General features: G+C 61.4%; 25 protein-coding genes and 2 pseudogenes. 21 read left to right on the plus strand and 6 right to left on the minus strand.

Annotation, left to right across the window (positions count from 1 at the left end; genetic code table 11):
* The first annotated feature begins 260 nt into the window (after positions 1–260).
* The gene (locus NB311A_RS17520; RefSeq protein WP_040675906.1) at positions 261–788 is read left to right on the plus strand and encodes a hypothetical protein; all 528 of its coding nucleotides are present in this window, start codon (positions 261–263) and stop codon (positions 786–788) included.
* Between the two features lie 53 nt (positions 789–841).
* On the opposite strand, the gene pcaD is transcribed toward NB311A_RS17520, so the two are convergent.
* A complete protein-coding gene (gene pcaD / locus NB311A_RS17525) occupies positions 842–1624 on the minus strand; it encodes a 3-oxoadipate enol-lactonase (RefSeq protein ID WP_009799942.1) in 783 nt (260 codons plus the stop codon).
* A gap of 138 nt (positions 1625–1762) precedes the next feature.
* On the opposite strand from pcaD, the gene NB311A_RS17530 reads away from it, so the two are divergent.
* The 12 genes from NB311A_RS17530 (at position 1763) to NB311A_RS17585 (ending at position 12493) form a co-directional block, all read left to right on the plus strand.
* The gene (locus tag NB311A_RS17530) at positions 1763–2209 is read left to right on the plus strand and encodes a CoxG family protein (RefSeq protein ID WP_040675909.1); all 447 of its coding nucleotides are present in this window, start codon (positions 1763–1765) and stop codon (positions 2207–2209) included.
* A 113-nt stretch (positions 2210–2322) separates the two neighbouring features.
* The gene (locus NB311A_RS17535) at positions 2323–2808 is read left to right on the plus strand and encodes a (2Fe-2S)-binding protein (RefSeq protein ID WP_009799944.1); all 486 of its coding nucleotides are present in this window, start codon (positions 2323–2325) and stop codon (positions 2806–2808) included.
* A gap of 45 nt (positions 2809–2853) precedes the next feature.
* Positions 2854–3660 (plus strand): xanthine dehydrogenase family protein subunit M, encoded by an 807-nt coding sequence (locus NB311A_RS17540; protein WP_009799945.1) that lies wholly within the window; start codon positions 2854–2856, stop codon positions 3658–3660.
* A 1-nt stretch (position 3661) separates the two neighbouring features.
* Positions 3662–4606, plus strand: coding sequence for a MoxR family ATPase (locus tag NB311A_RS17545; RefSeq protein ID WP_009799946.1), 945 nt, complete (start codon positions 3662–3664; stop codon positions 4604–4606).
* Positions 4607–4618: 12 nt separating this feature from the next.
* Positions 4619–5857 (plus strand): VWA domain-containing protein, encoded by a 1239-nt coding sequence (locus tag NB311A_RS17550; protein ID WP_009799947.1) that lies wholly within the window; start codon positions 4619–4621, stop codon positions 5855–5857.
* Positions 5841–6164: an XdhC family protein gene (locus NB311A_RS17555; protein WP_009799948.1), complete on the plus strand. Its 324-nt coding sequence runs from the start codon at positions 5841–5843 to the stop codon at positions 6162–6164. The genes NB311A_RS17550 and NB311A_RS17555 overlap by 17 nt, the downstream gene beginning before the upstream one ends.
* Positions 6165–6319: 155 nt before the next feature.
* Entirely contained in the window at positions 6320–7012 is a 693-nt protein-coding gene (locus NB311A_RS17560; protein ID WP_009799949.1) for an XdhC family protein, read from the plus strand.
* Positions 7009–8613: an NTP transferase domain-containing protein gene (locus tag NB311A_RS17565; protein ID WP_009799950.1), complete on the plus strand. Its 1605-nt coding sequence runs from the start codon at positions 7009–7011 to the stop codon at positions 8611–8613. The genes NB311A_RS17560 and NB311A_RS17565 overlap by 4 nt, the downstream gene beginning before the upstream one ends.
* Before the next feature lie 278 nt (positions 8614–8891).
* Positions 8892–9614 carry a TetR/AcrR family transcriptional regulator gene (locus tag NB311A_RS17570; RefSeq protein ID WP_009799951.1) on the plus strand — a complete coding sequence of 241 codons (723 nt, stop codon included), beginning with the start codon at positions 8892–8894 and terminating at the stop codon, positions 9612–9614.
* Positions 9611–10384 carry an HlyD family secretion protein gene (locus tag NB311A_RS17575; protein WP_009799952.1) on the plus strand — a complete coding sequence of 258 codons (774 nt, stop codon included), beginning with the start codon at positions 9611–9613 and terminating at the stop codon, positions 10382–10384. Before NB311A_RS17570 ends, NB311A_RS17575 begins: the two co-directional genes overlap by 4 nt.
* Positions 10385–10394: 10 nt before the next feature.
* Complete coding sequence (locus NB311A_RS17580; protein ID WP_009799953.1) at positions 10395–11339, plus strand: ABC transporter ATP-binding protein; 945 nt, start codon at positions 10395–10397, stop codon at positions 11337–11339.
* Positions 11336–12493, plus strand: a complete 1158-nt coding sequence (locus NB311A_RS17585; RefSeq protein ID WP_009799954.1) for an ABC transporter permease — start codon at positions 11336–11338, stop codon at positions 12491–12493. The genes NB311A_RS17580 and NB311A_RS17585 overlap by 4 nt, the downstream gene beginning before the upstream one ends.
* 133 nt (positions 12494–12626) lie before the next feature.
* On the opposite strand, the pseudogene bcsS reads toward NB311A_RS17585, so the two are convergent.
* The 3 genes and pseudogenes from bcsS to NB311A_RS17595 all read right to left on the minus strand — a co-directional run bounded on the left by bcsS (position 12627) and on the right by NB311A_RS17595 (position 14434).
* Positions 12627–13518: pseudogene (gene bcsS, locus NB311A_RS23260) on the minus strand (cellulose biosynthesis protein BcsS).
* A pseudogene (locus tag NB311A_RS22770) lies at positions 13469–13618 on the minus strand (DUF488 domain-containing protein); the annotation flags it as partial. The pseudogenes bcsS and NB311A_RS22770, both read right to left, overlap by 50 nt.
* 12 nt (positions 13619–13630) lie before the next feature.
* Entirely contained in the window at positions 13631–14434 is an 804-nt protein-coding gene (locus NB311A_RS17595) for a DUF72 domain-containing protein (protein ID WP_009799957.1), read from the minus strand.
* Between the two features lie 272 nt (positions 14435–14706).
* Here NB311A_RS17595 and NB311A_RS17600 point away from each other — a divergent pair, with 272 nt between their 5' ends.
* From NB311A_RS17600 to NB311A_RS17615, 4 genes are all read left to right on the plus strand, one after another.
* On the plus strand, positions 14707–15837 hold the full coding sequence (locus tag NB311A_RS17600) for a glycosyltransferase family 2 protein (RefSeq protein WP_009799958.1): 1131 nt from the start codon (positions 14707–14709) through the stop codon (positions 15835–15837).
* A gap of 7 nt (positions 15838–15844) precedes the next feature.
* Positions 15845–17341, plus strand: a complete 1497-nt coding sequence (locus NB311A_RS17605; RefSeq protein WP_009799959.1) for a glycosyltransferase family 39 protein — start codon at positions 15845–15847, stop codon at positions 17339–17341.
* A 101-nt stretch (positions 17342–17442) separates the two neighbouring features.
* Positions 17443–17856 (plus strand): hypothetical protein, encoded by a 414-nt coding sequence (locus NB311A_RS19805; RefSeq protein ID WP_009799960.1) that lies wholly within the window; start codon positions 17443–17445, stop codon positions 17854–17856.
* On the plus strand, positions 17856–18269 hold the full coding sequence (locus NB311A_RS17615) for a type II toxin-antitoxin system VapC family toxin (protein ID WP_040675919.1): 414 nt from the start codon (positions 17856–17858) through the stop codon (positions 18267–18269). Before NB311A_RS19805 ends, NB311A_RS17615 begins: the two co-directional genes overlap by 1 nt.
* Before the next feature lie 132 nt (positions 18270–18401).
* On the opposite strand, the gene groL is transcribed toward NB311A_RS17615, so the two are convergent.
* Both groL and NB311A_RS17625 read right to left on the minus strand, forming a co-directional pair.
* Complete coding sequence (gene groL / locus NB311A_RS17620) at positions 18402–20042, minus strand: chaperonin GroEL (RefSeq protein ID WP_009799962.1); 1641 nt, start codon at positions 20040–20042, stop codon at positions 18402–18404.
* 42 nt (positions 20043–20084) lie between these two features.
* Complete coding sequence (locus tag NB311A_RS17625; protein ID WP_009799963.1) at positions 20085–20402, minus strand: co-chaperone GroES; 318 nt, start codon at positions 20400–20402, stop codon at positions 20085–20087.
* A gap of 404 nt (positions 20403–20806) precedes the next feature.
* Between NB311A_RS17625 and NB311A_RS17630 the strand changes: the two genes are divergently transcribed.
* The 4 genes from NB311A_RS17630 to NB311A_RS17645 all read left to right on the plus strand — a co-directional run bounded on the left by NB311A_RS17630 (position 20807) and on the right by NB311A_RS17645 (position 23436).
* A complete protein-coding gene (locus NB311A_RS17630) occupies positions 20807–21106 on the plus strand; it encodes an usg protein (protein WP_009799964.1) in 300 nt (99 codons plus the stop codon).
* Between the two features lie 144 nt (positions 21107–21250).
* Complete coding sequence (locus NB311A_RS17635; protein WP_009799965.1) at positions 21251–21991, plus strand: molybdopterin-binding protein; 741 nt, start codon at positions 21251–21253, stop codon at positions 21989–21991.
* A gap of 82 nt (positions 21992–22073) precedes the next feature.
* Positions 22074–22580, plus strand: a complete 507-nt coding sequence (gpt, locus tag NB311A_RS17640) for a xanthine phosphoribosyltransferase (RefSeq protein WP_165475276.1) — start codon at positions 22074–22076, stop codon at positions 22578–22580.
* 250 nt (positions 22581–22830) lie between these two features.
* Positions 22831–23436 (plus strand): 2-hydroxychromene-2-carboxylate isomerase, encoded by a 606-nt coding sequence (locus NB311A_RS17645; protein WP_009799967.1) that lies wholly within the window; start codon positions 22831–22833, stop codon positions 23434–23436.

Genomic DNA, 23436 nt, shown 5'->3' on the forward strand with positions numbered 1-23436 from the left:
AAGCCTTCATCCCGAAGGGCGGCGGTGGGAAAGCCCTGTCCGGACGGCTATTTGGCGGGCAAGGGGGCCGGATGAGCGACAATTGAAGTTCCAGCCTTCCAGAACCGGCCCCGACAGTTGTCGGCGTTGTCCACAGGTCGGCGGGCCTTGTTAAGGTAAACAAGGGGTTTCCGTTGCGCCACCGCGTTTACCCGGCGTTAATCCCTGCCAAGGCGGCACCGGTTCTCGACATCGCGGCCGCGCGAAAGCGGGGATGGCGCATGACCAATTCCTGGCGCATCAGCACCGTCAACGGCGCATTGCTGGCGCTCTATTTCATTCCGGTCTGGACCTTCGTCGCTTTCAAGATCGTGGCGTCGCCGGTGCATGGACTTTACGATCTGGCCAATGTGTCGGTCGCGTTGTTTCTCAGCGACCATTTGCATGTCGCGGCGATGGACCTTGTGCGTCTTGCCTGGCTACTGGCGCTCGGCAAGATGACCGTCGTCATGTTCTTCGCGGTGTTCCTGGTGATGACCACGCGCGCCTCGGTCCGGAAGTCAGGCGGTTTCGACGAAGCGCTGGCGCTGGCGCTCGGCATCGGCAGCCTCATCACCTTCGCCAGCATGGTCATGGCGTCGCAGGTCGGAGAGATGGCCGCGTTGCGCCTGCATGCGACCGAACTGCTGTTGCTGCTTGGCGGTGCGATCCTGATGGCGACCGAGCCACCGTTCCAGCGTGACCCGCCGCCGGTGCGGCCATGGCCTTCGCAGCCGGACGTCCAGCCTTTCACCAATTCCAGTTCCTGAGTTATCGTGCTGGATTCCTTGACTGCGTGATTTGCCGCGAAAGATTCATTTCCCTATCGCTGCATCAGGAAGCCGGCCACCGCCTCTGTGAAAGCATGAGATTGTTCGACGTTGGAGATGTGCGCGGCGTCAAGCAGGGTCATGCTGGCGGAGGGAATCTGGCTGCGAATGTATTCACCGGCCGCGACAGGCGTCGACGGGTCGTGCCGGCCGGCGATGACGAGCGTAGGGCTTTTGATGCGTGGCAAGAGTGCGCGCTGATCCAGCGTACTCAATGCCTGGCAGCAGGCGATGTAGCCTTCCACAGGAGAAGCGCTGAGCATGGCCTTAATCTTCGCTGTGATCTGGGGTTCGCGTTCTCGAAAGCCAGCGGTCAGCCAGCCGCTGATCACAGTATCGGCGATCGCGGCGAGGCCGCCGTCCTTCACTGCCTTGATGCGGGCATGCCAATTGGCCGGATCGGGATAGTAGCAATTCGTGTTGGCAAGAATGATGCGGTCAAAACGCTCTGGCGCATGTGCTCCCAGCCATTGGCCGACCATGCCGCCCATTGACAATCCGCACCAGTGCGTTTTCGCGATATTGAGGTCGTCCAGAATTGCCAGCACGTCGCGGCCAAAGCGCTCCATCGAATAGGGACCGGGCGGCACACCGGATTTGCCGTGGCCGCGCCGGTCATAGCGGATGATCCGGAACAGCCTGGACAGCGTCGCCATCTGCGGCTCCCACATCTGCAGCGTGCAGCCGAGCGCGTTCGAGAGCATCAGCGTCGGGCCGCCGTCGCGCCCCTCGACGGAAACATTCAGCAGGCAGCCGTCGGCATCGATTATGGGCATTGTCGTTTTCTCCTGCCGGCCTCAAGAGTTCGAGTCGGGAGCGATTCCACCGCCGTCTCTTTCTTTTGCGGCCGTCGTCGTCTACGTCAAGGGTAAGCGCCGTCAAACAGTATGGCCGCCGATCGAGAAGGCAAGCTCATGGCGATGACAGTGAACGGCGAAATCGGGCTCGCGGCCTCTCGCGATCTTGTCTGGGCCAGACTCAACGATCCCGAAGTCTTGAAAAGCTGCATTCCCGGTTGCGAGGAATTCACCAGGACCGACGAGAATCAGTTCCGTGCTGTCGCCAGGCTGAAAATCGGTCCGGTTTCCGCCCGCTTCAAGGTCAGGGTGACGCTCAGCGATATCGATCCGCCGAACGGATACAGGATTGCAGCCGAGGGGGAAGGCGGCGTGGCCGGGTTTGCAAAGGGTGAAGCAACCGTGATGCTGGTCGACCATCATGGCGGCACTCTTCTGAAGTACGAAGCCGCGGCGCGGATTGGCGGCAAGCTGGCGCAATTGGGTCAAAGGCTGATCAGCGGTACGGCCAAGAAGCTGGCCGATGAATTCTTTGCGAATTTCGCCAAAGCCGTTCAGGGATAAACTAAAATCACTTCGTCGCGGCCGGGCGTCGCCCCGTTGAACCCATTATCGGGATGGCTCATATCGTGTATTATAGAAATGATGATTTCGACGTGCGACGGTAGAGAGCGCCAATGGCCAAGATTTCGCTGATCGTGAACGGCAAGCCGACCACCGCCGACATCGACCCCCGCACGTTGCTGGTGAATTTCCTGCGCGAGAACCTCCGTCTCACCGGCACGCATATTGGATGTGACACCTCGCAGTGCGGCGCCTGCATCGTGCATCTCGATGGGAAGGCGGTGAAGTCCTGCACCATGCTGGCGGTGATGGCCGACGGGCACGAGATCGAGACCATCGAAGGTCTCGCAGCCGACGGCGCTCCGCTGCATCCGATGCAGGAGGCGTTTCGCGAGCACCACGGTCTGCAATGCGGCTTCTGCACGCCGGGCATGATCATGACCGCGATCGATATGGTTCGCCGCAAGGGCTACGATCTCGACGAGTGTACCATTCGCGAGGAACTGGAGGGCAATCTCTGCCGTTGCACCGGCTATCAGAATATCGTCGCATCGATTGCGGCCGGTGCGACGGCGATGGCCAAATCTCGTATCGCATGAGTTCCGAGTTGCAACTCCGTGAGACGACATTAAAGAACCGGAGCCATGTACGAATTCAAGTATCATCGGCCGGAGACCTTGCAACAGGCCGTCGATCTGCTGGTCGCAAACGAGGACGCCATGCTGATCGCGGGCGGCCACACGCTGGTGCCGGTCATGAAGCAGCGGCTCGCGAGCCCCGCGCATCTGATTGATCTTTCACATATCGAAGGGCTGGATAGCATCGAGATGAGGGACGGCTTGCTGGCGATAGGTGCAACCGCGAAGCACGCCGATGTCGCGGGCTCGCCGATCGTATGTGAGGCCATCCCGGCGCTCGCCGAACTCGCGGGGATGATCGGCGATCCCGCTGTGCGCCACAAGGGGACTATCGGAGGTTCGCTGGCCAACAACGATCCAACCGCCGATTATCCGGCGGCCTGTTTGGCGCTTGACGCCACCATCGTCACCAATAAGCGCCGTCTGGAATCAGATGGGTATTTCCAGGGAATGTTCTCCACCGCGCTGGAGGCGGACGAAATCATCACTCAGGTGATGTTTCCCCTGCCGAAAAAGGCAGCCTATCAGAAATTTCGCAATCAGGCTTCCCGCTACGCGCTGGTGGGCGTGTTCGTTGCCGGACTGGCGTCGGATGTGCGTGTCGCCGTTACAGGCGCCGGGGCCGATGGCGTGTTCCGCCTGACGACGTTCGAGGAGGCTCTGAAAAAAAGCTTTACGTCGAAGTCGCTTGAGGGGTTGAGCGTTCTCTCCGATGGACTCAACAGCGACCTGCACGGCAGCGCGGAACATCGCGCGCATCTGATCGGGGTGCTTGCGCGGCGCGCAGTTGATTCGGCGAACGGTAAAACATGACATGCGCGATGCTCGCCGCGCCCGGCCGGATCTCATGACAGCGGTCGCGGCGCTGCCATCGTCCGTCGATGCGACGCTCGACCTGCTGGCGAAGCACGGCTATTTTGGCGAGCGTTCGCTGGCGACTGTCGTGTTTCTTTCGCTGCGTATGGCGCGGCCGCTGTTTGTTGAAGGCGAGGCGGGCGTCGGCAAGACCGAGATCGCGAAGGTACTGTCGGCTGCACTGGGCCGCAGGTTGATCCGGCTGCAATGTTACGAAGGATTGGATGTCGCCTCCGCCGTCTATGAGTGGAACAGCCATGCTCAGATGATTGCAATCCGGCTGGCAGAAGCGGCAGGCGATACCGATCGCGAGCAGTTGTCCAGCGACATCTTCGCCGAGAGATATTTGATCAAGCGGCCGCTGCTCCAGGCCCTGGAGCCGGATGTCCGCGGCCCGCCGGTGCTCCTGATCGACGAACTCGATCGCGCGGATGAGGCTTTCGAGGCCTTTCTTCTGGAAATTCTCAGTGACTTCCAGGTGACGATCCCCGAAACCGGCACCGTCACGGCGGCGGCGCCGCCGATCGTCATCGTGACGTCGAACAGGACGCGTGAAATTCATGATGCCTTGAAGCGCCGCTGTCTCTATCACTGGGTGGATTACCCTTCCGCCGAGCGCGAACTTGCGATCGTCAGGTCACGGGTGCCCGGCATCTCCGCGGCGTTGTCGCAGCAGGTGGTGGGCTTTGTGCAGGCGCTGCGCAATCGCGATTTCTACAAGAACCCGGGCATCGCCGAGACCATCGACTGGGCGACGGCGCTGACCGAACTCGATACCCGTTTGCTGACGCCGCAGATCGTCGGCGATACCATCGGCGCGCTCCTGAAATACCAGGATGATATCGGCCGGATGCAGGGCGACGCCATGCAAACCCTGCTGAAAGAAGCCGCCACCGATCCATAAGGCGGGATTCGCATGGCCATCAACCATCTCGATTCGCCAATCGGCCGTATTGCGGACAACGTCGTCGGCTTCGCCCGTGTGCTGCGCGCCTGCGGTCTTCCCGTGGGTCCCGGCGCGGTCATCGACGCGCTGAACGCTTTGCGCCTGATCGACATCGGCCATCGCGCGGACGTCTTCAGCACGCTTCAGGCGGTTTTTGTCACTCGCCACGACCATGCGCTGATATTCGCTCAAGCTTTTAATGTTTTCTTCTGCATCACGGAAGACACGGAAGAAAGGAAAAACATGCTGGATCCGCTCCCGCCGCCGGACCCGGCCAGGAAACCGCCGCCGTCTGCGTCCCGGCGCGTTCTCGAGGCATTGTCGCAACCCGCGATCACGAGCGAGCGCGAAGCGCCGCGGGAACAGGAGAGTCGGCCTTCCGTCTCCGACCTAGAGGTGCTGCAAAAGAAAGATTTCGCGCAGATGAGCGCGGCCGAGATGTGCGAAGTGGCGCGGCTGATCGCGAGGATGAAGCTGCCGCAAGCCAGGCTGCGCTCACGACGCGCCCGGCCCGATTCGCGCGGGTTGCGGCTGGATTTGCGCCGCACGCTGCGCGGCGGCCTGCGCACCGGGGGGCACATCGTCGATATTCATCGTCTTGGCAGGATCGGAAGGTCGGCTCCGATCGTAGCCCTGCTCGATATCTCCGGTTCGATGACCGAATATACGCGAGTATTTTTGCATTTCCTCCATGCCATCACAAATGGGCACAGACGCATTTCGGCCTTTCTGTTCGGAACGCGGTTGACCAATGTCACGCGCGCTCTGCGGGCGCGCGATCCCGATGAGGCGCTGGCCGCTTGCTCGTCGGTGGTGGAGGATTGGGCGGGGGGAACGCGAATTGCGACCTCGCTGCACAATTTCAACAAGCTGTGGGGCCGGCGCGTGCTTGCGCAGGGCGCCATTGTTCTGCTGATTACCGACGGGCTGGAGCGGGAAGCCGACTCCAAACTGGCGTTCGAGATGGATCGGCTGCACCGATCGTGCCGCCGGTTGATCTGGCTCAACCCGCTATTGCGCTATGACGGCTTTGAACCCAAGGCGCAAGGAATTAAAATGATGCTGCCGCACGTTGACGACTTTCGCCGGGTGCATAATTTGCTATCTATTGAGGGGCTGGTTGCTGCGCTCTCCGAGACGCCGAGACCACACGGCCGCGATTCCTCAGCCCGAACCCTGAACGAGTGGCATCATGCTCGATCGCGATGAGGACCTTTTGAAGGCGGCGGAAAACTGGGGGAAGGCGGGCAAGGGCGTTGCGCTGGCAACGGTCATCGAAACCTGGGGCTCCGCGCCACGTCCGGCAGGGTCGAATCTTGTCGTCAACGGGGACGGCACGTTTCTGGGCTCGGTCTCGGGCGGCTGCGTCGAAGGCGCCGTGGTGACCGAAGCGCTGGACGTTATCTCCAGTGGGACGCCCAGGATGCTGGAGTTTGGTGTCGCGGATGAGACGGCGTGGACTGTCGGCCTGTCATGCGGCGGCAGGATCCGCATTTTTGTTGAGAAAGTCGTGTAATGCCATTCGGTGTAAATTTCGTTCGTTATGATGGGAGGCCGGTCCGGAAAGCTTCAATCGAAAGGGCGCCAGTCCTGTAGCGCGAGTATCCTCTGTTTTACGAGTTCGAACGGGGGGCGCTGTTATCTTTACGAACTCGATCTTGAGCGTTCGTCGTGAAGCTTGCCACACTTTCAGCGATCAATACCGAGCGCGCCGCGCGGAGGCCGGTAATCGTGGTGACCGATATCGGCAATGGCGAGCAGCGTCTCGTAATGGCCGCCGATATCGCTGACGATCCGTTGCATAGCGAACTGGAACGACATCTGCGTATGGGCAAGAGTGGCGCGATTGAAGTCGAGGGGCGGAATCTCTTTCTGAACGTCTATGCGCCGACCGCGAAGCTTGTGATCATCGGTGCGGTTCACATCAGTCAGGCGCTCGCGCCGTTGGCGCGATCGCTCGGCTATGACGTCACGGTGGTCGATCCCCGTTCGGCATTCGCAAGTCCTGAGCGGTTTCCGGACATCAGGCTGATCGCCGAATGGCCGGACGTTGCGCTGCCGCCGCTCAATATCGATCATTATACCGCCTTCGTTGTTGTCGCTCACGATCCGAAGATTGACGATCCTGCGCTATTGCACGCGCTGGAGCATGACTGCTTCTACATCGGAGCGCTGGGCTCGCGCAAAACCCACGGTCAGCGTACCCTCCGCCTGAAAGCACAAGGAATCTCCTGTGCCGACATCGAACGCATCCACGCACCGATCGGCCTGGAGATTGGTGCGATTTCGCCCTCCGAGATCGCTGTCGCCATCATGGCGGAAATCACGGCGCAGCTACGACTGCCGAAAGCGAGCGCGGCATGAAATTTGGTCCCGCCACACCGGACGACGCAATTGGCGGCGTCACCGTTCATACCCTGCGGCAGGGTACTTTTGTACTCAAGAAAGGCACCCTCATCGGGCCGGTGGAGGTTGAGGCGCTCCACAGGGCGGGTGTGAAGGAGGTTGTCGTCGTCCGTCTCGAGGACGGTGATGTGTCTGAGGACGTGGCGGCGGCGGATGTCGCGAAAGCTGTCGCCGGCGATGGCGTCACGGTAGAGCGGGCGTTTACCGGCCGGGCCAACTTGTTCGCCGCGCGGGCCGGCGTGCTGGTGATCGATCGCCCGGCAGTCAACCGCATCAACAATATCGATGAAGCCATTACGTTTGCGACGCTCCCGGCCTACAAGCCGGTCGTGCAGGGAGAGATGATCGCCACGGTCAAGCTGATTCCGTTCGGCGTTGAGGCGAAGCTGCGCGATGCCGCGGTCGCGGCGGCACGGGGTGCCGTGTTGCAGGTTGCGCCTTATCGTATCAAGCGGGTTGGTGTCGTCTCGACCATGCTCCCCGGCCTTGCGCCGAAGGTGGTCGACAAGACCTTGCGCGTGACGGCCGAACGTCTTGCACCCGCGGGCGCGAGCATCATCGCCGAGCGTCGCGTGCCGCATGACGAGTCCGTGCTATCGGACGCGATTAAGGAAATGCTCGATAGCGGCGCCGAATTAGTCATTGTGTTCGGTGCATCGGCGATCGCCGACCGTCGCGATGTCATTCCTGCCGCTCTCGTCGGTGCCGGCGGCGTGGTTCAGCATTTCGGCATGCCGGTCGATCCCGGTAATCTGCTTCTGATCGGGAAAGCGCGCGGCGTCCCGGTGTTGGGTGCGCCTGGTTGCGCACGGTCGCCCGTCGAGAATGGGTTCGATTGGGTGCTGATGCGACTGCTCGCCGGTTTAAACGTTGCGAGACGCGATCTGACCGGCATGGGGGTGGGCGGCCTCCTGATGGAAATCGTGACGCGGCCACAACCGCGTATTTCGCCTGCAAGCGACAACAACTGCAATATCGCGGCGGTGATTCTCGCCGCAGGACGTTCAACCCGTATGGGCGGTCCCAACAAGCTATTGGCGGAGCTTGCCGGCAAGCCGCTGGTGCGAATCGTGACCGAGCAGGTGCTCGCCTCAAAAGCAGCGAGCGTGACCGTCGTTACCGGTCATCAAGCAGCCGAGGTCGAGCGCGCGCTGCGAGGACTCAACGTCACGTTTGTATACAATCCGGATTTTCCCACGGGGCTCGCCAGTTCTATCAAGGTTGGCATCGGCGCAATTCCGAAAGAGGCGGGAGGCGCCTTGATTTGCCTTGGCGACATGCCGTTGATCGATGCGCATCTCGTTGACCGGCTCATCGCGGCTTTTGCGCCAGATCGCGGCATGTTGATCGCAGTCCCCGTCAGTGGCGGCAGGCAGGGGAATCCGGTGTTGTGGTCTCGGCGTTTCTTCGGGGAACTGATGGCACTCGAAGGCGATGTCGGTGCGCGCCATTTGCTCGCGGGTCATGCCGAGGTGGTGGCGGAAGTTTCGGTCGATGCTCACGGCGCTTTTTTTGACGTCGATACGCCCCAAGCCTTGGCGGAGGTTCAACGCGGTTGACACCAGGCCGATGGACCAACGCGCTGCCCGGACCTCGGGAGGCAACTGTCGGGCGACGTTAGGCCCCGTGGCCTCCCTCCAGAGAGTTGTTCAGGACGTAGACTGCTGCGACACGGGCGGTCCGGCGGTCGGATCGCGACATATCGCCAAAACCCGCCACTCCCGGCTTCGAAAATTTACCCGATAGCTCAGAAGGATAGGTTTGGATCACGGCGGATTGACCGCTCGCACAAATTTTAATCTTTATTATGACTGACCGGTCAGTCATAATAAGTCCAATGAAAGCTTCAGGATCCAGACCGCGAAAGACCGCTACTGCGAACTCCGCCAAAGGCCGACCTGCCGCAAGCAGGGCTGGTGCGGCGACCACCGCGCAGACCGGCGGGACAGCCGGGCCCCAGAACCGTGCAGCCCGCGCGGCGCAGCGGCGCGCGGCGATCGTCGCGGCGGGGCTTGATGAATTCACCGCGCGTGGTTTTGCCGCGACCCGTCTGGACGACGTGGCGAAGCGGGCGGGCGTTGCCAAGGGCACGATCTATCTGCACTTCAAGGACAAGGAGGCGCTGTTTCAGGAGCTTGTGCGCACCGCGCTGGTGCCGCTGATCGGAAATCTGATGACCACGCTTGCCGCTGGCGGATCGGTACGCGAGGTCCTCGAACGCTTCGCTGAGACTTTTGTGCGCGAGGTTGCCGGGACCAAGCGCGGCGATGTCGTTCGCTTGATCATGGCGGAGGGCGCGCGCTTTCCGTCGCTCGCCGACTTCTACTTTCGTGAAGTCGTTTCGCGCGGTCTTGCGGGCATGCGCGCGTTGATCGAGCACGGTATCGCGCGCGGAGAAATCCGCAATGAGCGTCTTGCCGACTTCCCCCAGATCGTCATTGCGCCCGCCATGGTCGCCGTGATGTGGCAGGGTTTGTTCGGCCGCCATGCGCCGCTCGACGCCGTTGCGATGCTGAAGGTTCATCTCGACCTGATCTTCGGCGAACGGAGAGTTTCATGACGGCGCTACGTATAGTCGCGCGTGTTGGCGCTGCGTTGGCACTAACGTGTCTCGTTGTCGGCTGCGGCCAGAAGCGGCCGCCCGGCTATCAGGGCTGGGTCGAGGCCGACATGATCTTTGTCAGCCCGGACGAGAGTGGCCGCGTCACCAAATTGAATGTGCGCGAGGGCGACGTTGTCGAAGTCGGCACGCCGCTCTATTCGGTAGATGATGAATTGCAGCAGGCTGATCTCAATCAGAACAAGGCGACGCTGGCGAACGCACAGCAGACTTATGACCGTGCGGCCTCGCTGAGGAAAACCGGGGCCGGTACCCAGGCGACTCTGGACGCTGCCCTCTCGGCGTTGCGTGTCGCCGAGGCGCGGGTCAACACCTCGGAGACGCGGCTGTCGCGGCGCAAAGGTTTTGCGCCCGTCGCAGGCACCATCCAGCAGATCTATTTTCGCGAGGGCGAGATGACGCCGGCGCAACGGCCGGTGCTGTCGATTATGCCGCCGGGCAACATGAAGATTCGTTTTTTTGTGCCGGAACCCGATTTGCCGAAACTGAAAATCGGGCAGGAGGTCCGCGTCACCTGCGACAACTGCGCGCCCGACCTGACGGCAAGGATCTATTTCATCGCCACCCAGGCAGAATACACGCCGCCGGTGATCTACAGCCTCGAGGAGCGCAACAAGCTGGTGTTCCTGGTTCAGGCGCGACCCGACAGGCCGGACCGTCTCCGTGTCGGGCAGCCGGTCACTGTTGAACTCGACGCCGCGACGCACTGAGGGCCGTGCCATGAGTCAGACAGCCATAAATGCAGCCGACATCGCGATCGAGGTCTCCGGCCTGTCGAAGTCGTTCAACGGTCGCGAGGTCGTGCACGATTTGTCCATGACGGTGAGGCGCGGAATGATCTACGGATTCCTCGGCCCCAACGGTTCAGGCAAGACCACCACCATCCGTATGCTTTGCGGACTGCTGACGCCGGACAGCGGCGAGGGCACCTGCCTCGGCTATGACATCCGCCGCGACGCCGACAAGATCAAGCGCCGGGTTGGCTATATGACCCAGCGGTTCAGCCTGTACCAGGATCTGTCGGTGCGGGAGAACCTGGAATTTGTCGCACGGCTCTACGGCATGCGCGGTGCGCCCCGTGCGGCGCGGGCCATGATCGAGCGGATCGGTCTTAACGGTCGCGAGGAGCAGCTTGCGGGTGAATTGTCCGGCGGCTGGAAGCAGCGCCTTGCGCTCGGCGCTTGCACACTTCCGAACCCGCAGCTTCTATTGCTCGACGAGCCGACCGCCGGTGTCGATCCAAAGGCGCGGCGCGAATTCTGGAACGAGATTCATGCGCTGGCCGCGGAAGGGCTGACGGTGCTGGTCTCGACGCACTACATGGACGAGGCTGAACGCTGTCACGAGATCGCCTATATTGCCTACGGCCATTTGCTTGCGCATGGCACCGTAGATGAAGTGATCGCGCAATCGGCGCTGACTACCTACACGGTCACGGGCGGCGACCTCAATAGGTTGTCGGCCGAGCTGGCGGACAAGCCGGGCATCGACATGGCTGCGCCGTTCGGCACAAGTTTGCATGTCTCCGGCCGTGACAAGGCTGCGCTCGAACAGACGATCGCGGCCTTTCGCAGCCGCAGCGATCTGCATTGGCAGCAGAGCGAGCCATCGCTGGAAGACGTGTTTATCGAACTGATGAGCCGCTCGAAGGACAACTTCCAATGAGTGCCGCGCACGACCATTCTGGCGGAAGGGAAATGTCGTTCGGTTTCTGGCGGCGCAGCTACGCCATGCTGGTCAAGGAATTCATCCAGCTTCGGCGCGACCGTGTCTCGTTCGCGATGATTGTGATGATTCCGGTGATGCAGCTCCTGCTGTTCGGCTATGCCATCAACACCACGCCGCGTCATCTGCCGACGGCTGTCCTGTTGCAGGAGGATAGCGATCTTGCTCGCTCGATTTTGAAAGCATTGGAGAACACCGCCTATTTCCGTTTCACGCAGGAGGTGCACGACGTTGATACCTTCGACAATCTCTTGAAGTCCGGCACGGTGCTGTTCGGTGTCGAGATTCCGCGCGGTTTCGAGCGAGGGGTGCGGCGTGGTGATCGTCCGGCGCTGCTGGTTGCCGCTGATGCCACCGATCCCGTCGCCGCCGGCTCCGCATTGAGCGCACTCGGTCCGATCGTACAGACCGCGCTTTCGCACGATCTTCATATTGGAGATCCATCCGATCCGCCATTCGAAATCCGGGCGCATGCGCGCTACAATCCAGCGGCGTCCTCGCGGCTGAACATCGTGCCGGGACTCGTCGGGACCATCCTCACCATGACGATGCTGATCTTCACCGCCTTGTCGGTCACGCGCGAGATCGAACGAGGCACCATGGAGAGTTTGCTGTCGATGCCGATCACACCGGTCGAGGTGATGATCGGAAAGATCCTGCCCTACGTGCTGGTAGGATTTATCCAGGCTGCCCTGATCATCGGTATAGGCGTGCTGCTGTTTGGCGTTCCCATCGAGGGAAGCCTGACGCTGCTGGCGTTGCTCTCGACGCTGTTCATCACGACAAATCTCGCCGTCGGATACACATTCTCGACCATCGTGCAGAATCAGCTCCAGGCCATGCAGATGTCGATGATGTTCTTCCTGCCAAGCATCCTGTTGTCTGGTTTCATGTTTCCATTCGCTGGCATGCCCGTGTGGGCGCAGCGTATCGGGGAATGCCTGCCATTGACGCACTACGTCAGGATTGTCCGCGCCATTATGCTGAAGGGCGCGACGCTGCAAAATCTGAAGTACGACACACTCGCGTTGGTGGCGCTGATGCTGGTGGCCATGGCGATCGCGGTGACGCGATTCCGCCGCACGCTGGATTAGTCGGGGCTGGATGTTCAGTCCCGGAGCGTTTTCGAGCGAAATGGATGCCGGTTCGCGTGAAGAAAACGCGTCAGATCAAAATTACGGAGCTTCGCTTCTAATTCCACCAGATGCGGAAAGGCTCGAGAGAACATTACTTTCGAAACAGAGCGCTGATACGCCCGTAGATTCCGCTGCGGTCGAAACTGTCTTGCACCAAGCCGACGCCGGCCGACCACTCCAGCGCCTCCGTCTTGAAGCCCGTAAGATGCGCGCCGATCCGGTATTGGGTGCTGAACCGATCGGTGGATGCGGAGACTTCGGGGCCGATCCAGAACCGGTCGAACAAGCGCCAACCGGCCGCGGCGCGGGCGCTATACACCGAGTTGATTGTGGTGAGCGCAGCGGCGGCGGCTACCATCATGGTGGGCGCGGGCTCCCACCATAGCTCGCTCGCTAACTGGACACCGAGGCGGCTTCCGCTCAGCTTGCCGATTTGAACGTCGGGTTTGAACCCGCGAATTTCGAGAGTTGGACCGGCAAACATCCTGACCTCGAGGTCTCCGCGCTTGATCCGCCAGCCGGGCAGGGCGGAGGTGCGGAAGATGTTGGTGGTGAAGCGCCGGGTCGCAGTACAGTTCAAGGTTGTCTGACATGAACAGACGAACGAGAAAGCCATCCTTGTTCAGGTCACCTTGCGGCGCCAACAGCAACCCGTCGTAGCCGGCCAGTCCGTTGCGCCAGATATCAATGCCGCTGAAAAACAGGAATCGCTCGGGTTTGGAACCGCCGATGAGATTGTCGGTCAGCGGCGGACCGGTTACCGTTGGCTGGGCCACTGACTGACCCATGGTCGCCCACGCCAGCAAGGCGGCCATGCAAACTGCGCGCACGCTCCCCAACGTAGCCGAGCCCCCACAAGCCCAAACGCCAATACGTACAACTACTGATAGCAGGCGGCCGCGAGGGCGCGTAAGGGAACAATGAGGGAACCTCCCCAGGAGACCGAGAGGGTGCGCCTCCCTCACATCTGACCGCGCGGACATCGGCCAGCAGTTCGAGGCCCGCCTGTTCCAACTCGTCGAGCACGGCTCTGGCTGGCGTCTGCTCGTATCCGATGGTGAAGAGGGTTTCCCGCCGCCATATTCTGTCCTCCCGTCACTTCACTCGCGCGATAAGCTCCATCGCGCCGGCAGGCGCATGCACCTTGCCTTCGTGGATCATGTAGGCGAATACGTCGCGCGGCACTTTCTTCGGCTGGGCCCCGTCCACGCGCGGCAGATCATCGGGCTCGTCTCCTGTAGCCCAGCATTGAAAACGTTTCGCCCAGGCATCGAGCTGCTTCGGAGGATAGCAGGTCTTGATCTCGTCGCTGCCCTTTTGCAGGCGAGCATAGACGAAATCCGCCGCGATATCGGCGATCGCCGGATACTTGCCGTGTTCGGCGAATACGACCGGCACCTGGAATTGCCGCAGCAGCGAAATGAACGCGGGCGTGCAGAAGCTGTGGTGGCGAACCTCGACCGCATGCCGTAGCGCGCGTCCCTCCAGCTTTCGTGGCAAGAGTTCGAGGAACTTGCCGAAATCGGCTTCGTCGAAAGCCTTGGTCGGCGCGAACTGCCACAGCACCGGTCCAAGGCGGTCGCCTAGTTCCAGCACCCCCGAGTCATAGAAGCGTTTCACCGAATCGCCGGCCTCGGCGAGCCCCCGGCGATTGGTGGCGAAGCGCGGCCCTTTTAGCGAGAACACAAATCCATCCGGCACTTCGCGCGCCCATTTGCGGAAGCTTTCTGGCTTCTGCGATCCATAATAGGTGCCGTTGATCTCGATCGAGGTGAGCTTGGAGGCGGCGTATGCCAGTTCCTTGGCATGCGCCAGTTTGTCCGGGTAGAAAATGCCGCGCCAAGGCGGGAAGGTCCAGCCGCCGATTCCGATGTAGATATTGCCTGATCTGCAAGCCATATTTGGACCTGCCTCTTGCGGATGTTCCGACCGTACCTACCTAAACGCTAACGGCGATGTCGAAGCCCGCTCCATCGCCGGGACGACCACGGGATGACTGGGCTGCGCCGGATGTACGCGCGCTCCGTTGTTCGTGGTCGTTGGCCCTTGGTCTGTTTCAGGCATTTTCCGACTTTATAACAGGAATTTCCGGCTCGCGGCCTGTTTGGGGCTGGATACCTTGATGCCGGTCATCTTGGCATCGGCGGTTGCCACGGATATATGCTGGCGCCATGAATGAAGCCCTGAGACCGGAGCCGGTCGAGCTATCAATCGGTATGCCGCGCCAGCTTTCGGTCGTCGTGCCTACCTTCAACGAGCGCGACAACGTGGTTGCGCTGTACCGGAAACTGTCCGTTGCGCTGAAGGATATCGCGTGGGAGGTCATCTATGTCGATGATAACTCCCCCGACGGGACTTCGGATGTGGTGCGCGAACTGGCTGCGGTTGATCCGCGCGTCCGCTGCATCAGACGCGTCGGCCGTCGTGGACTGTCCGGCGCGTGCATCGAGGGAATCCTGGCATCGAGCGCGCCGTGCGCCGCGGTGATGGATGCCGACCTTCAGCACGATGAAACCCGGCTGCCAGCCATGCTCGCGCTGCTGGAAAACAACGCCGCCGATCTCGTCGTCGGTAGCCGCTACATCGAGGGCGGCAGCGCCGACAGCTTCGACAAGCAGCGCGCGGGCTTCAGCATGCTGGCAACCTCGGTCGCGAAGAACCTGCTGCGCATCGAAATCGCCGATCCCATGAGCGGCTTCTTCATGATCCGCCGCGACCGTTTCGAACGGCTCGCGCCCGAGCTTTCGACTCAGGGCTTCAAGATCCTGCTTGATGTGGTCGCGACCGCGCGCGGCGCATTGCGGATCACGGAAATCCCCTACACGTTCGGTTCCCGGCTGCACGGCGAGAGCAAGCTGGATTCGATGGTCGCACTGGACTTCCTGGGACTTGTGCTGGCGAAGCTGACCCATGATGCGGTGTCACTGCGCTTCCTGCTGTTCGCGCTGGTTGGTTCGGTCGGCGTCGTCGTGCATTTCGCCGGCCTGTTCGTGGCGCTCGAAGTGTTGCGATGGCCGTTTCCGCACTCGCAGGCTTTCGGTGCGATCCTGGCGATGACCAGCAATTTCCTGCTCAACAATTTACTCACCTATCGCGACCAGCGCCTGAAAGGACTCGGCATTCTTCGCGGTCTTCTGGTTTTCTATATTGTGTGCAGCGTCGGCCTGCTCGCCAATGTCGGCGTCGCGTTCTCCGTCTACGATCAGAAGCCGATCTGGTGGCTGGCGGGCGCGGCCGGCGCGCTGATGGGCGTGGTTTGGAATTACGCGGTGTCCAGCCTGTTCGTGTGGCGCAGGCGATAGCACGGCGATGCGTCTGACCGAGACGTGGTCCGTCCGCGCCGTTGTTCTCATAGTCCTTGCGCTGGTGGCGGTGCGGCTGATTTGCGCAGCCTTCACTCCGCTGACGTTCGACGAAGCCTATTATTGGACGTGGTCGAAGTATCTGGCCGGCGGCTATTACGATCATCCGCCGCTGGTGGCGGTCGTGATCCGCCTCGGCACCATGATCGCGGGTGATACGGAATTCGGCGTGCGGCTGGTGTCGATCCTGCTGGCGCTGCCCATGAGCTTCGCGATCTACCGCACGACAATGCTGCTGTTCGACAACGCAAGGGCGGCAGCCTCGGCAACCGTTTTTCTCAACGTCACGCTGATGGTCGCAGCCGGCACCGTGATCGTCACGCCGGACGCGCCGCTGATGGCGGCATCGAGTTTCGTGCTGCTGTGTCTCGCGATACTGCTGGCGAGCGGGGGCGGGGCCTGGTGGCTCGCGGTGGGCGCTGCGGTCGGGGCGGCGCTGCTGTCGAAATACACCGCATTGTTCTTCGGTCCGGTGATCCTGATCTGGCTGCTCGCCGTACCTGAGCTGCGGCGCTGGCTGCGGACGCCGTGGCCTTATCTCGGCGGGCTGGTGGCGCTGGCGATCTTCTCGCCCGTGATCATCTGGAACGCCGAACACCATTGGGTATCTTTCGCCAAGCAGTTCGGCCGCGCCCGCGTGGATCAGTTCACCCTTCGCTATATCGTCGAACTGATCCCGACCCAGATCGTCTTCGCGACGCCGCCGGTATTTGCGCTCGCCGCGATGGGGTTGTTTGCATTGTCCAAGCGCGGCGAGGGCGCGCGCGCCGCGCGCGTGCTGATTAATGCGACGGTGTGGACGTTGACGATCTATTTCGTCTGGCATTCGCTGCATGGCCGCGTGGAGGCCAACTGGTTTGGGCCGATCTATCCGGCGCTCGCGATCGCGGCGGCGGTCGCTTCCGACGTCGCGCGCTGGCAGCCACGCGGCCGGAATTTCGCCGATGCTTGCCGCCGCTGGGCGCTGCCGGTAGGCATCGGCATGTTCGTGGCGTTGGTGGTGCAGGTGAACACCGGTGTTCTCTCAGGCTATCGGCGCGATGCCTCGGTGCGCAGCGTCGGTGTCGGCGTGCGCGATCTCGCCGCCGGGATCGAAGCGTTGCGCGTGAAAAGCGGCGCGCGCTGCGTGCTTGCTCAAGGGTATGGCGTGACGAGCTGGCTTCGGTTCTACCTGCCGAAGGGAACTTGCGTGGCGCAGTATTTTGAGCGCATTCGCTGGATCAACGCGCCGCCTCCGGACGCGGACCAACTCGCCGGCAGGATGCTTTATGTCGATGACCGGTCGGACAACTGGCCGCCGGTCTCGCAGTTGTTCAATCACGTTGAGAACGTCGCGACGCTCGAGCGCAAGCGTGGGCCTCTGACGATCGAGACCTTCGCGATCAATGTGGTGGCGGAGCCTTCGGGCGATGTGCTCGCACCGCTGCCGGTGGAGTTGAGGTAGCGCAAGTATTTTCGGACATACAGAACGCACTGTTCTTGGGACTTGCAGGATGAACAAAAACGTTCTACCTATAGGTAGAAACTATTTGAAGGGAAGGCCCTATGTCGAAGTACGATCGTCTGGGCGACTTTTTGAGAAGCCAGGACCATGAGCGTGTGCCGATGTCGTTTGCGGAGGTCGAGCGGATCACGCAAACTAAATTACCCGCGTCGGCGCACAAGCACCGACCGTGGTGGAGCAACAACCCGACCAACAGTGTACTGACGCGGGTTTGGCTTGAGGCTGGTTTCGAGAGCGAGCAGGTCGACATGGCAGGGCAGAAGCTTGTTTTCCGTCGCAAGGGGGAAGGTGACAGGCGATCATCCGGGCAACCGCAGCCTTCCGCTTCAGCATCGCTGCACCCGATACATCCGGCCTACGGTGCGATGAAAGGTATGGTGCGGATCGTGCCGGGTACGGATATTGCGGCACCCGCCGATCCCGAGTGGAGCAAGTCTACGGATGGTCGCCGCTGATGCGGCCTCTCTTGTGGGACACGTGCGCCGCAATCTGGATTTCCGATCAGGCGGAGTTGGCGCGAGCAGCCCTGGACTTGCTCGCCTCTGCTCACAGCGAGGGCGCGCCGTCCTACATCTCACCGATCACGGCATGGGAGGTCGGGTTGCTGGCAGCGCGGGGCCGGGTGCAGTTGCAGATCGCGCCGGAGCGATGGTTCGCGAAGTTGCTCGACGTTCCTGGCGTCAAACTCGCGCCGATGCTGCCGGAACTTCTGATTGCGTCGTCATTCCTGCCGGGAACGCCGCCACGTGATCCCGCCGATCGTATTGTGGCCGCCACCGCACGCGACCTCGGAGCAACGCTCATCACGCGCGATCGCGTGCTGCTCGCTTATGGGAAGCAAGGGCACGTAAGCGTGGTGGAGTGTTGAGAGGACTGTGACCGTCTTTGAGCGTATTCGAACAAGTGACGAAGCGCAAACGAAAGGCCCAGCTTACGCCGGGCCTTTCGCATCGGTATTCAGCATTTTAGATTCAGGGACGGCGATTTCTGACGCGGTGCATCAGAAATCCATGCCGCCCATGCCGCCGCCGCCCGGCATCGCCGGGGCAGGGGTGTTCTTCTTCGGCAGTTCGGCGACCATCGCTTCGGTGGTGATCAGAAGCGAGGCGACGGATGCGGCGTTCTGGATCGCGGTGCGCACGACCTTGGTCGGGTCGATGATGCCCTTGGAGATCAGGTTGCCGTATTCGCCGGTCTGCGAGTCGAAGCCGTGCGAATACTGCTCCTTCTCGAGGATCTTGCCGACGATGACGCTGCCGTCCTCGCCCGCGTTGATCGCGATCTGGCGGGCGGGCGCCGACAGCGCCTTGCGCACGATCTCGACGCCGGTCTTCTGGTCGTCGTTCGCGGTCTTGATGCGCTTGAGCTGCTCGGAGGCACGGAGCAGCGCGACGCCGCCGCCCGGCACGATGCCTTCCTCGACCGCGGCGCGAGTCGCATGCATCGCGTCGTCCACGCGATCCTTGCGCTCCTTCACCTCGACCTCGGTCGCGCCGCCGACGCGGATCACCGCGACGCCGCCCGCGAGCTTGGCAAGGCGCTCCTGTAGCTTCTCGCGGTCGTAGTCCGAGGTGGTCTCCTCGATCTGCGCCTTGATCTGGGCTACGCGCGCCTCGATGTCCGCCTTCTTGCCGGCGCCGTTGACGATCGTGGTGTTTTCCTTGTCGATCATCACCTTCTTGGCGCGGCCGAGCATCTGCAACGTGACGTTTTCGAGCTTGATGCCGAGGTCCTCGCTGATCGCCTGACCGCCGGTCAGGATGGCGATATCCTGCAACATGGCCTTGCGACGGTCGCCGAAGCCCGGCGCCTTGACGGCCGCGACCTTGAGGCCGCCGCGCAGGCGGTTGACCACCAGCGTCGCCAGCGCTTCACCCTCGACGTCTTCCGCGACGATCACCAGCGGCTTGCCGGTCTGCACCACGGCCTCCAGCAGCGGCAGCAACTCGTTCAGCGACGAGAGCTTTTTCTCGTTGATGAGGATGTAGGCGTCGTCCATCTCGACGCGCATCTTCTCGGCGTTGGTGACGAAGTAGGGCGAGATATAGCCGCGGTCGAACTGCATGCCCTCGACGACATCGAGTTCGGTTTCGAGCGACTTGGCTTCTTCAACCGTGATGACGCCCTCGTTGCCGACCTTCTTCATGGCGTCGGCGAGGAACTTGCCGATTTCGGAATCGCCGTTGGCGGAAATGGTGCCGACCTGGGCGATTTCTTCGTTCGAGGTGACCTTCTTGGAGTTCCTGACCAGATCGGCGACCACCGCGTCGACGGCGAGGTCAATGCCGCGCTTCAGGTCCATCGGGTTCATGCCGGCGGCGACCGACTTGGCGCCTTCCCTCACGATCGCCTGGGCCAGAACCGTCGCGGTGGTGGTGCCGTCGCCGGCCGCGTCAGCGGACTTGGAAGCGACTTCGCGCACCATCTGCGCGCCCATGTTCTCGAACTTGTCGTCGAGTTCGATCTCCTTGGCGACGGTGACGCCGTCCTTGGTGATGCGGGGCGCGCCGAATGACTTTTCGAGCACCACGTTGCGGCCCTTCGGACCGAGCGTCACCCTCACGGCGTTGGCGAGAATGTCCACGCCGCGCAGCATCTTGTCGCGGGCGTCGACGCCGAATTTGACATCTTTGGCTGACATGTTGGGTTGTTCCTTTGAATGATTTCTGAACGGAGACGGCGCTTAAGCGGCCTTCTTCTTGGCGGGCGCTGCATCGGTGAGAACGCCCATGATGTCGGACTCCTTCATGATCAGGAGATCCTGGCCGTCGATCTTCACCTCGGTGCCGGACCACTTGCCGAACAACACGCGGTCGCCGACCTTGAGATCGATCGGGAGCAGCTTGCCGGACTCATCGCGGCCGCCCGGGCCGACGGCCACAACCTCGCCCTGCGAGGGCTTTTCCTTGGCCGTGTCGGGAATGATAATGCCGCCTGCAGTCTTCTCTTCTGCGTCGATGCGCTTGACCACGACGCGGTCGTGAAGCGGACGGAATTTCATGCAGTCCTCCTAACTTTCTGAAAAATAGACGTATTTCTGAATTTGGCAGTCGGGGTCGACGAGTGCCAGCCCGACCCGCCACGAGATAAGCTAGGTTCGAGAGAGCGGCAAGGGTGCAAGGGGGATTTTTTAAGCAATCAAAGGTGGAGACTGCCAACCACATATTCGTCAATGCACTTCCATTTGCAAAGGATTGTTAGCAGACGCAGCAAGCCGCTGCTAGAACTTGGTTAATTACCCGTTCCTTTATTTTTGCACTTTGTGATCCCGGCCTCTCATGTCACATTTTCCAAGGGACCCGCGCGTCAAACTCGGTCCGGACCGCGGGTTTATGAGGAATGGAGCGTTATCGGGAGCCGGCCCGTCCTTCGCCGATGGCGCAACCCTCCTCAAGGAGGTTTGAGATGATCACGAAGCATGACGTGCAGTCCCGCGGCGTTTCGGATGATTTCCGCAAGCAAGTGCTCGGCTATGGCCTGACGACGGCGGAAATTTTGTACCGCCGCCCCGATCGGCAGTGGTTGTTGCAGAGCTATGTCTGGCAGGATTACGACATGTTTCCGAAATTTCCGGCGCTGTGCGACTTCCTCGCATTTTGGGAGAAGCAACTCGACGGACCTCTGTTTTCGGTGACGGTCGCGCATTCGAGGCTGATCAAGCCTGCCGAATTGCGCGCGGTGGATGGCGTGTTCCGCCTGCATTGAGGGTCTCCGAGGATGGAGCGCGGCGGTCCTGCTGTTGCGCAGTTGGGGCCTGTCTTGACGCTGGCGCGGCAGCGCGTCATGGGATGCTCGCGAATGCGCGCCGCACGGCCAGGGCGAAGCGCCTGCTGACGGCGAGGAGAGGTGATGGGTGATATTGTCACCGCAGGCGTTCTGGTGATCGGAGATGAAATCCTGTCCGGCCGGACCAAGGACAAGAACATCGGATTCATTGCGGAGTATCTGACGAACATCGGAATTGACCTCAAGGAGGTGCGCATCGTCGCCGACGACGAGTCCGATATCGTCGCGGCGTTGAACGCGCTTCGCGCACGTTACACCTACGTCTTCACGACCGGAGGTATCGGCCCCACGCATGACGACATCACCGCCGATAGCATCGCGAAAGCCTTGGGCGTCGGCATTGATTATCATCCCGAGGTGGTGGCGCGTTTCAAGGAGCGCTACCAGAAGCCCGGCGAATTGAACGAGGCGCGGTTGCGGATGGCGCGCATTCCCCGGGGCGCCGAACCGATCCAGAGCGCAACCATTCTGGCGCCCGGCTTCAGGATCGGTAATGTCATCGTCATGGCGGGAGTGCCATCAATCATGCAGGCGATGATGGATATCGTCGCGCCGACGCTGCAGGTAGGCGAGCGGATGCTGTCGGAATCGGTGCGCGGCAATTGCCGCGAAGGTGACATCGGCACGCCGCTACGCGAGATCGCCGAGGCGCATCCGGACACCACCATCGGCAGTTATCCTTTCCTCGACGAGAACGGCAAGCCGAACACGAGTCTTGTGGTGCGATCCCGCGATCAGGCCAAGCTGACAGCGGCCATGGATGCGGTGAGAGCGATGCTGGCGGCGCTCAAAGTGCCGCAGTAAGCGGATGCGTTTTCTTCACGCGAACTGATGTCCACTGCGCCCGAAAACGCTATAAGAGGCGCTCGTGACGGAAACCATCAAAGTGACCGCTGATAAAGCACCCAACAAAGCCTTTCCGGTGTCCTGGGACCAGTTTCATCGCGACTGCCGTGCGCTGAGCTGGCGGTTGAATGAGACCGGGCCGTTTCACGCGGTGGTCGCGATCACCCGCGGCGGTCTTGTCCCCGCAGCGATCGTGGCGCGCGAACTCGGTGTCCGCGTGATCGACACGGTGTGTATCGCAAGCTACGATCATATCCGCAAAGGCGAACTAAAGGTGCTGAAAGGCATCTCTGATGCGGCCGCGAAGCTCGGTGGCGGCACGGGCAAGGATCTTCTGATCGTGGATGACCTTGTCGATACCGGCGCCACCGCACGAATGGTGCGGAGCATGATTCCGGATGCGCATTTCGCCACCGTTTACGCCAAGCCGCTCGGCAAGCCGCTGGTCGATACGTTTATCACCGAGGTTTCGCAGGACACCTGGATTTATTTCCCGTGGGATCTCGACCTTGCCTTCGCTCCGCCGTTGCGCGACGGCGCGGCGTAGACACTCTCTGCCGTTTCCGCCCCGCAAGGTAAGGAAAATTCACATCGTACTTAAAAGCCGCTCATGCGTCACGTCCGTGCGCGCATTGCACGTGAGCTATCGTGCGGGGCGACATGACAGTGCAACGAGTGGATCCTATTGATCAATGGCGTGAGCATCATGCCCGGGCCTTGCGTCGGTCTCGAGCCGCGGTTGACAAGACGGCAGTGGCCGGGCCAAGCCGTGGCACACAAATTAAGGAAGCCTGCCAATGATCGAATTCTTCTTCGATTGCTCCAGTCCCTGGACCTATCTTGCTTTCCACAACATCCAGCCGATGGCGAAAGAGTTCGGTGAGCAGATTTCGTGGCGGCCGGTTTCAGTCGGTGGAATATTCAACGCCATCAACCCGAGCGTTTATGCCTCACGGGAAAATCCGGTGGCGGCGAAGGTTCATTACATGAGGAAAGATCTCGCGGATTGGGCGCGGTCGGCGGGACTTGCGATCAAGATGCCGCCGACTGTGTTCCCCGTAAACAGTATCAAAGCCATGCGCGGCTGTCTGTGGCTTGGCAACGACGCGATGGTGCCGTTCGCCAGGGCGGTGTTCGAAGCCTATTGGCGCGATGACAAGGACATCTCGCGTGAGCCGGTGCTGGGCGAGATTTGCAGGTCGCTCGACATCGATCCAGAAAAGCTTCTGACCGGCATTGGAGATGAAGGAATCAAGAACGAACTCAAGGCCAATACCGACGAAGCGATTGCGCGCGGCGCGTTCGGATCGCCAACGATCTTCCTTGATAAGACCGATATGTATTTCGGCAATGATCGCCTGCCGCTGATCCGCGAGGCGCTGCAACGAAAGAAGGCTGCGTAG

Origin of the sequence: Nitrobacter sp. Nb-311A (assembly GCF_000152905.1) — a bacterium.
Taxonomy (GTDB): domain Bacteria; phylum Pseudomonadota; class Alphaproteobacteria; order Rhizobiales; family Xanthobacteraceae; genus Nitrobacter.

What these genes read in the sequence shown, in the direction of transcription:
- NB311A_RS17520 (WP_040675906.1), top strand. Translation starts at nt 261, where the DNA reads ATGACCAATTCCTGGCGCATCAGCACCGTCAACGGCGCATTGCTGGCG.
- pcaD (WP_009799942.1), bottom strand. Translation starts at nt 1,624, where the DNA reads ATGCCCATAATCGATGCCGACGGCTGCCTGCTGAATGTTTCCGTCGAG.
- NB311A_RS17530 (WP_040675909.1), top strand. Translation starts at nt 1,763, where the DNA reads ATGGCGATGACAGTGAACGGCGAAATCGGGCTCGCGGCCTCTCGCGAT.
- NB311A_RS17535 (WP_009799944.1), top strand. Translation starts at nt 2,323, where the DNA reads ATGGCCAAGATTTCGCTGATCGTGAACGGCAAGCCGACCACCGCCGAC.
- NB311A_RS17540 (WP_009799945.1), top strand. Translation starts at nt 2,854, where the DNA reads ATGTACGAATTCAAGTATCATCGGCCGGAGACCTTGCAACAGGCCGTC.
- NB311A_RS17545 (WP_009799946.1), top strand. Translation starts at nt 3,662, where the DNA reads ATGCGCGATGCTCGCCGCGCCCGGCCGGATCTCATGACAGCGGTCGCG.
- NB311A_RS17550 (WP_009799947.1), top strand. Translation starts at nt 4,619, where the DNA reads ATGGCCATCAACCATCTCGATTCGCCAATCGGCCGTATTGCGGACAAC.
- NB311A_RS17555 (WP_009799948.1), top strand. Translation starts at nt 5,841, where the DNA reads ATGCTCGATCGCGATGAGGACCTTTTGAAGGCGGCGGAAAACTGGGGG.
- NB311A_RS17565 (WP_009799950.1), top strand. Translation starts at nt 7,009, where the DNA reads ATGAAATTTGGTCCCGCCACACCGGACGACGCAATTGGCGGCGTCACC.
- NB311A_RS17570 (WP_009799951.1), top strand. Translation starts at nt 8,892, where the DNA reads ATGAAAGCTTCAGGATCCAGACCGCGAAAGACCGCTACTGCGAACTCC.
- NB311A_RS17575 (WP_009799952.1), top strand. Translation starts at nt 9,611, where the DNA reads ATGACGGCGCTACGTATAGTCGCGCGTGTTGGCGCTGCGTTGGCACTA.
- NB311A_RS17580 (WP_009799953.1), top strand. Translation starts at nt 10,395, where the DNA reads ATGAGTCAGACAGCCATAAATGCAGCCGACATCGCGATCGAGGTCTCC.
- NB311A_RS17585 (WP_009799954.1), top strand. Translation starts at nt 11,336, where the DNA reads ATGAGTGCCGCGCACGACCATTCTGGCGGAAGGGAAATGTCGTTCGGT.
- NB311A_RS17595 (WP_009799957.1), bottom strand. Translation starts at nt 14,434, where the DNA reads ATGGCTTGCAGATCAGGCAATATCTACATCGGAATCGGCGGCTGGACC.
- NB311A_RS17600 (WP_009799958.1), top strand. Translation starts at nt 14,707, where the DNA reads ATGAATGAAGCCCTGAGACCGGAGCCGGTCGAGCTATCAATCGGTATG.
- NB311A_RS17605 (WP_009799959.1), top strand. Translation starts at nt 15,845, where the DNA reads ATGCGTCTGACCGAGACGTGGTCCGTCCGCGCCGTTGTTCTCATAGTC.
- NB311A_RS19805 (WP_009799960.1), top strand. Translation starts at nt 17,443, where the DNA reads ATGTCGAAGTACGATCGTCTGGGCGACTTTTTGAGAAGCCAGGACCAT.
- NB311A_RS17615 (WP_040675919.1), top strand. Translation starts at nt 17,856, where the DNA reads ATGCGGCCTCTCTTGTGGGACACGTGCGCCGCAATCTGGATTTCCGAT.
- groL (WP_009799962.1), bottom strand. Translation starts at nt 20,042, where the DNA reads ATGTCAGCCAAAGATGTCAAATTCGGCGTCGACGCCCGCGACAAGATG.
- NB311A_RS17625 (WP_009799963.1), bottom strand. Translation starts at nt 20,402, where the DNA reads ATGAAATTCCGTCCGCTTCACGACCGCGTCGTGGTCAAGCGCATCGAC.
- NB311A_RS17630 (WP_009799964.1), top strand. Translation starts at nt 20,807, where the DNA reads ATGATCACGAAGCATGACGTGCAGTCCCGCGGCGTTTCGGATGATTTC.
- NB311A_RS17635 (WP_009799965.1), top strand. Translation starts at nt 21,251, where the DNA reads ATGGGTGATATTGTCACCGCAGGCGTTCTGGTGATCGGAGATGAAATC.
- NB311A_RS17645 (WP_009799967.1), top strand. Translation starts at nt 22,831, where the DNA reads ATGATCGAATTCTTCTTCGATTGCTCCAGTCCCTGGACCTATCTTGCT.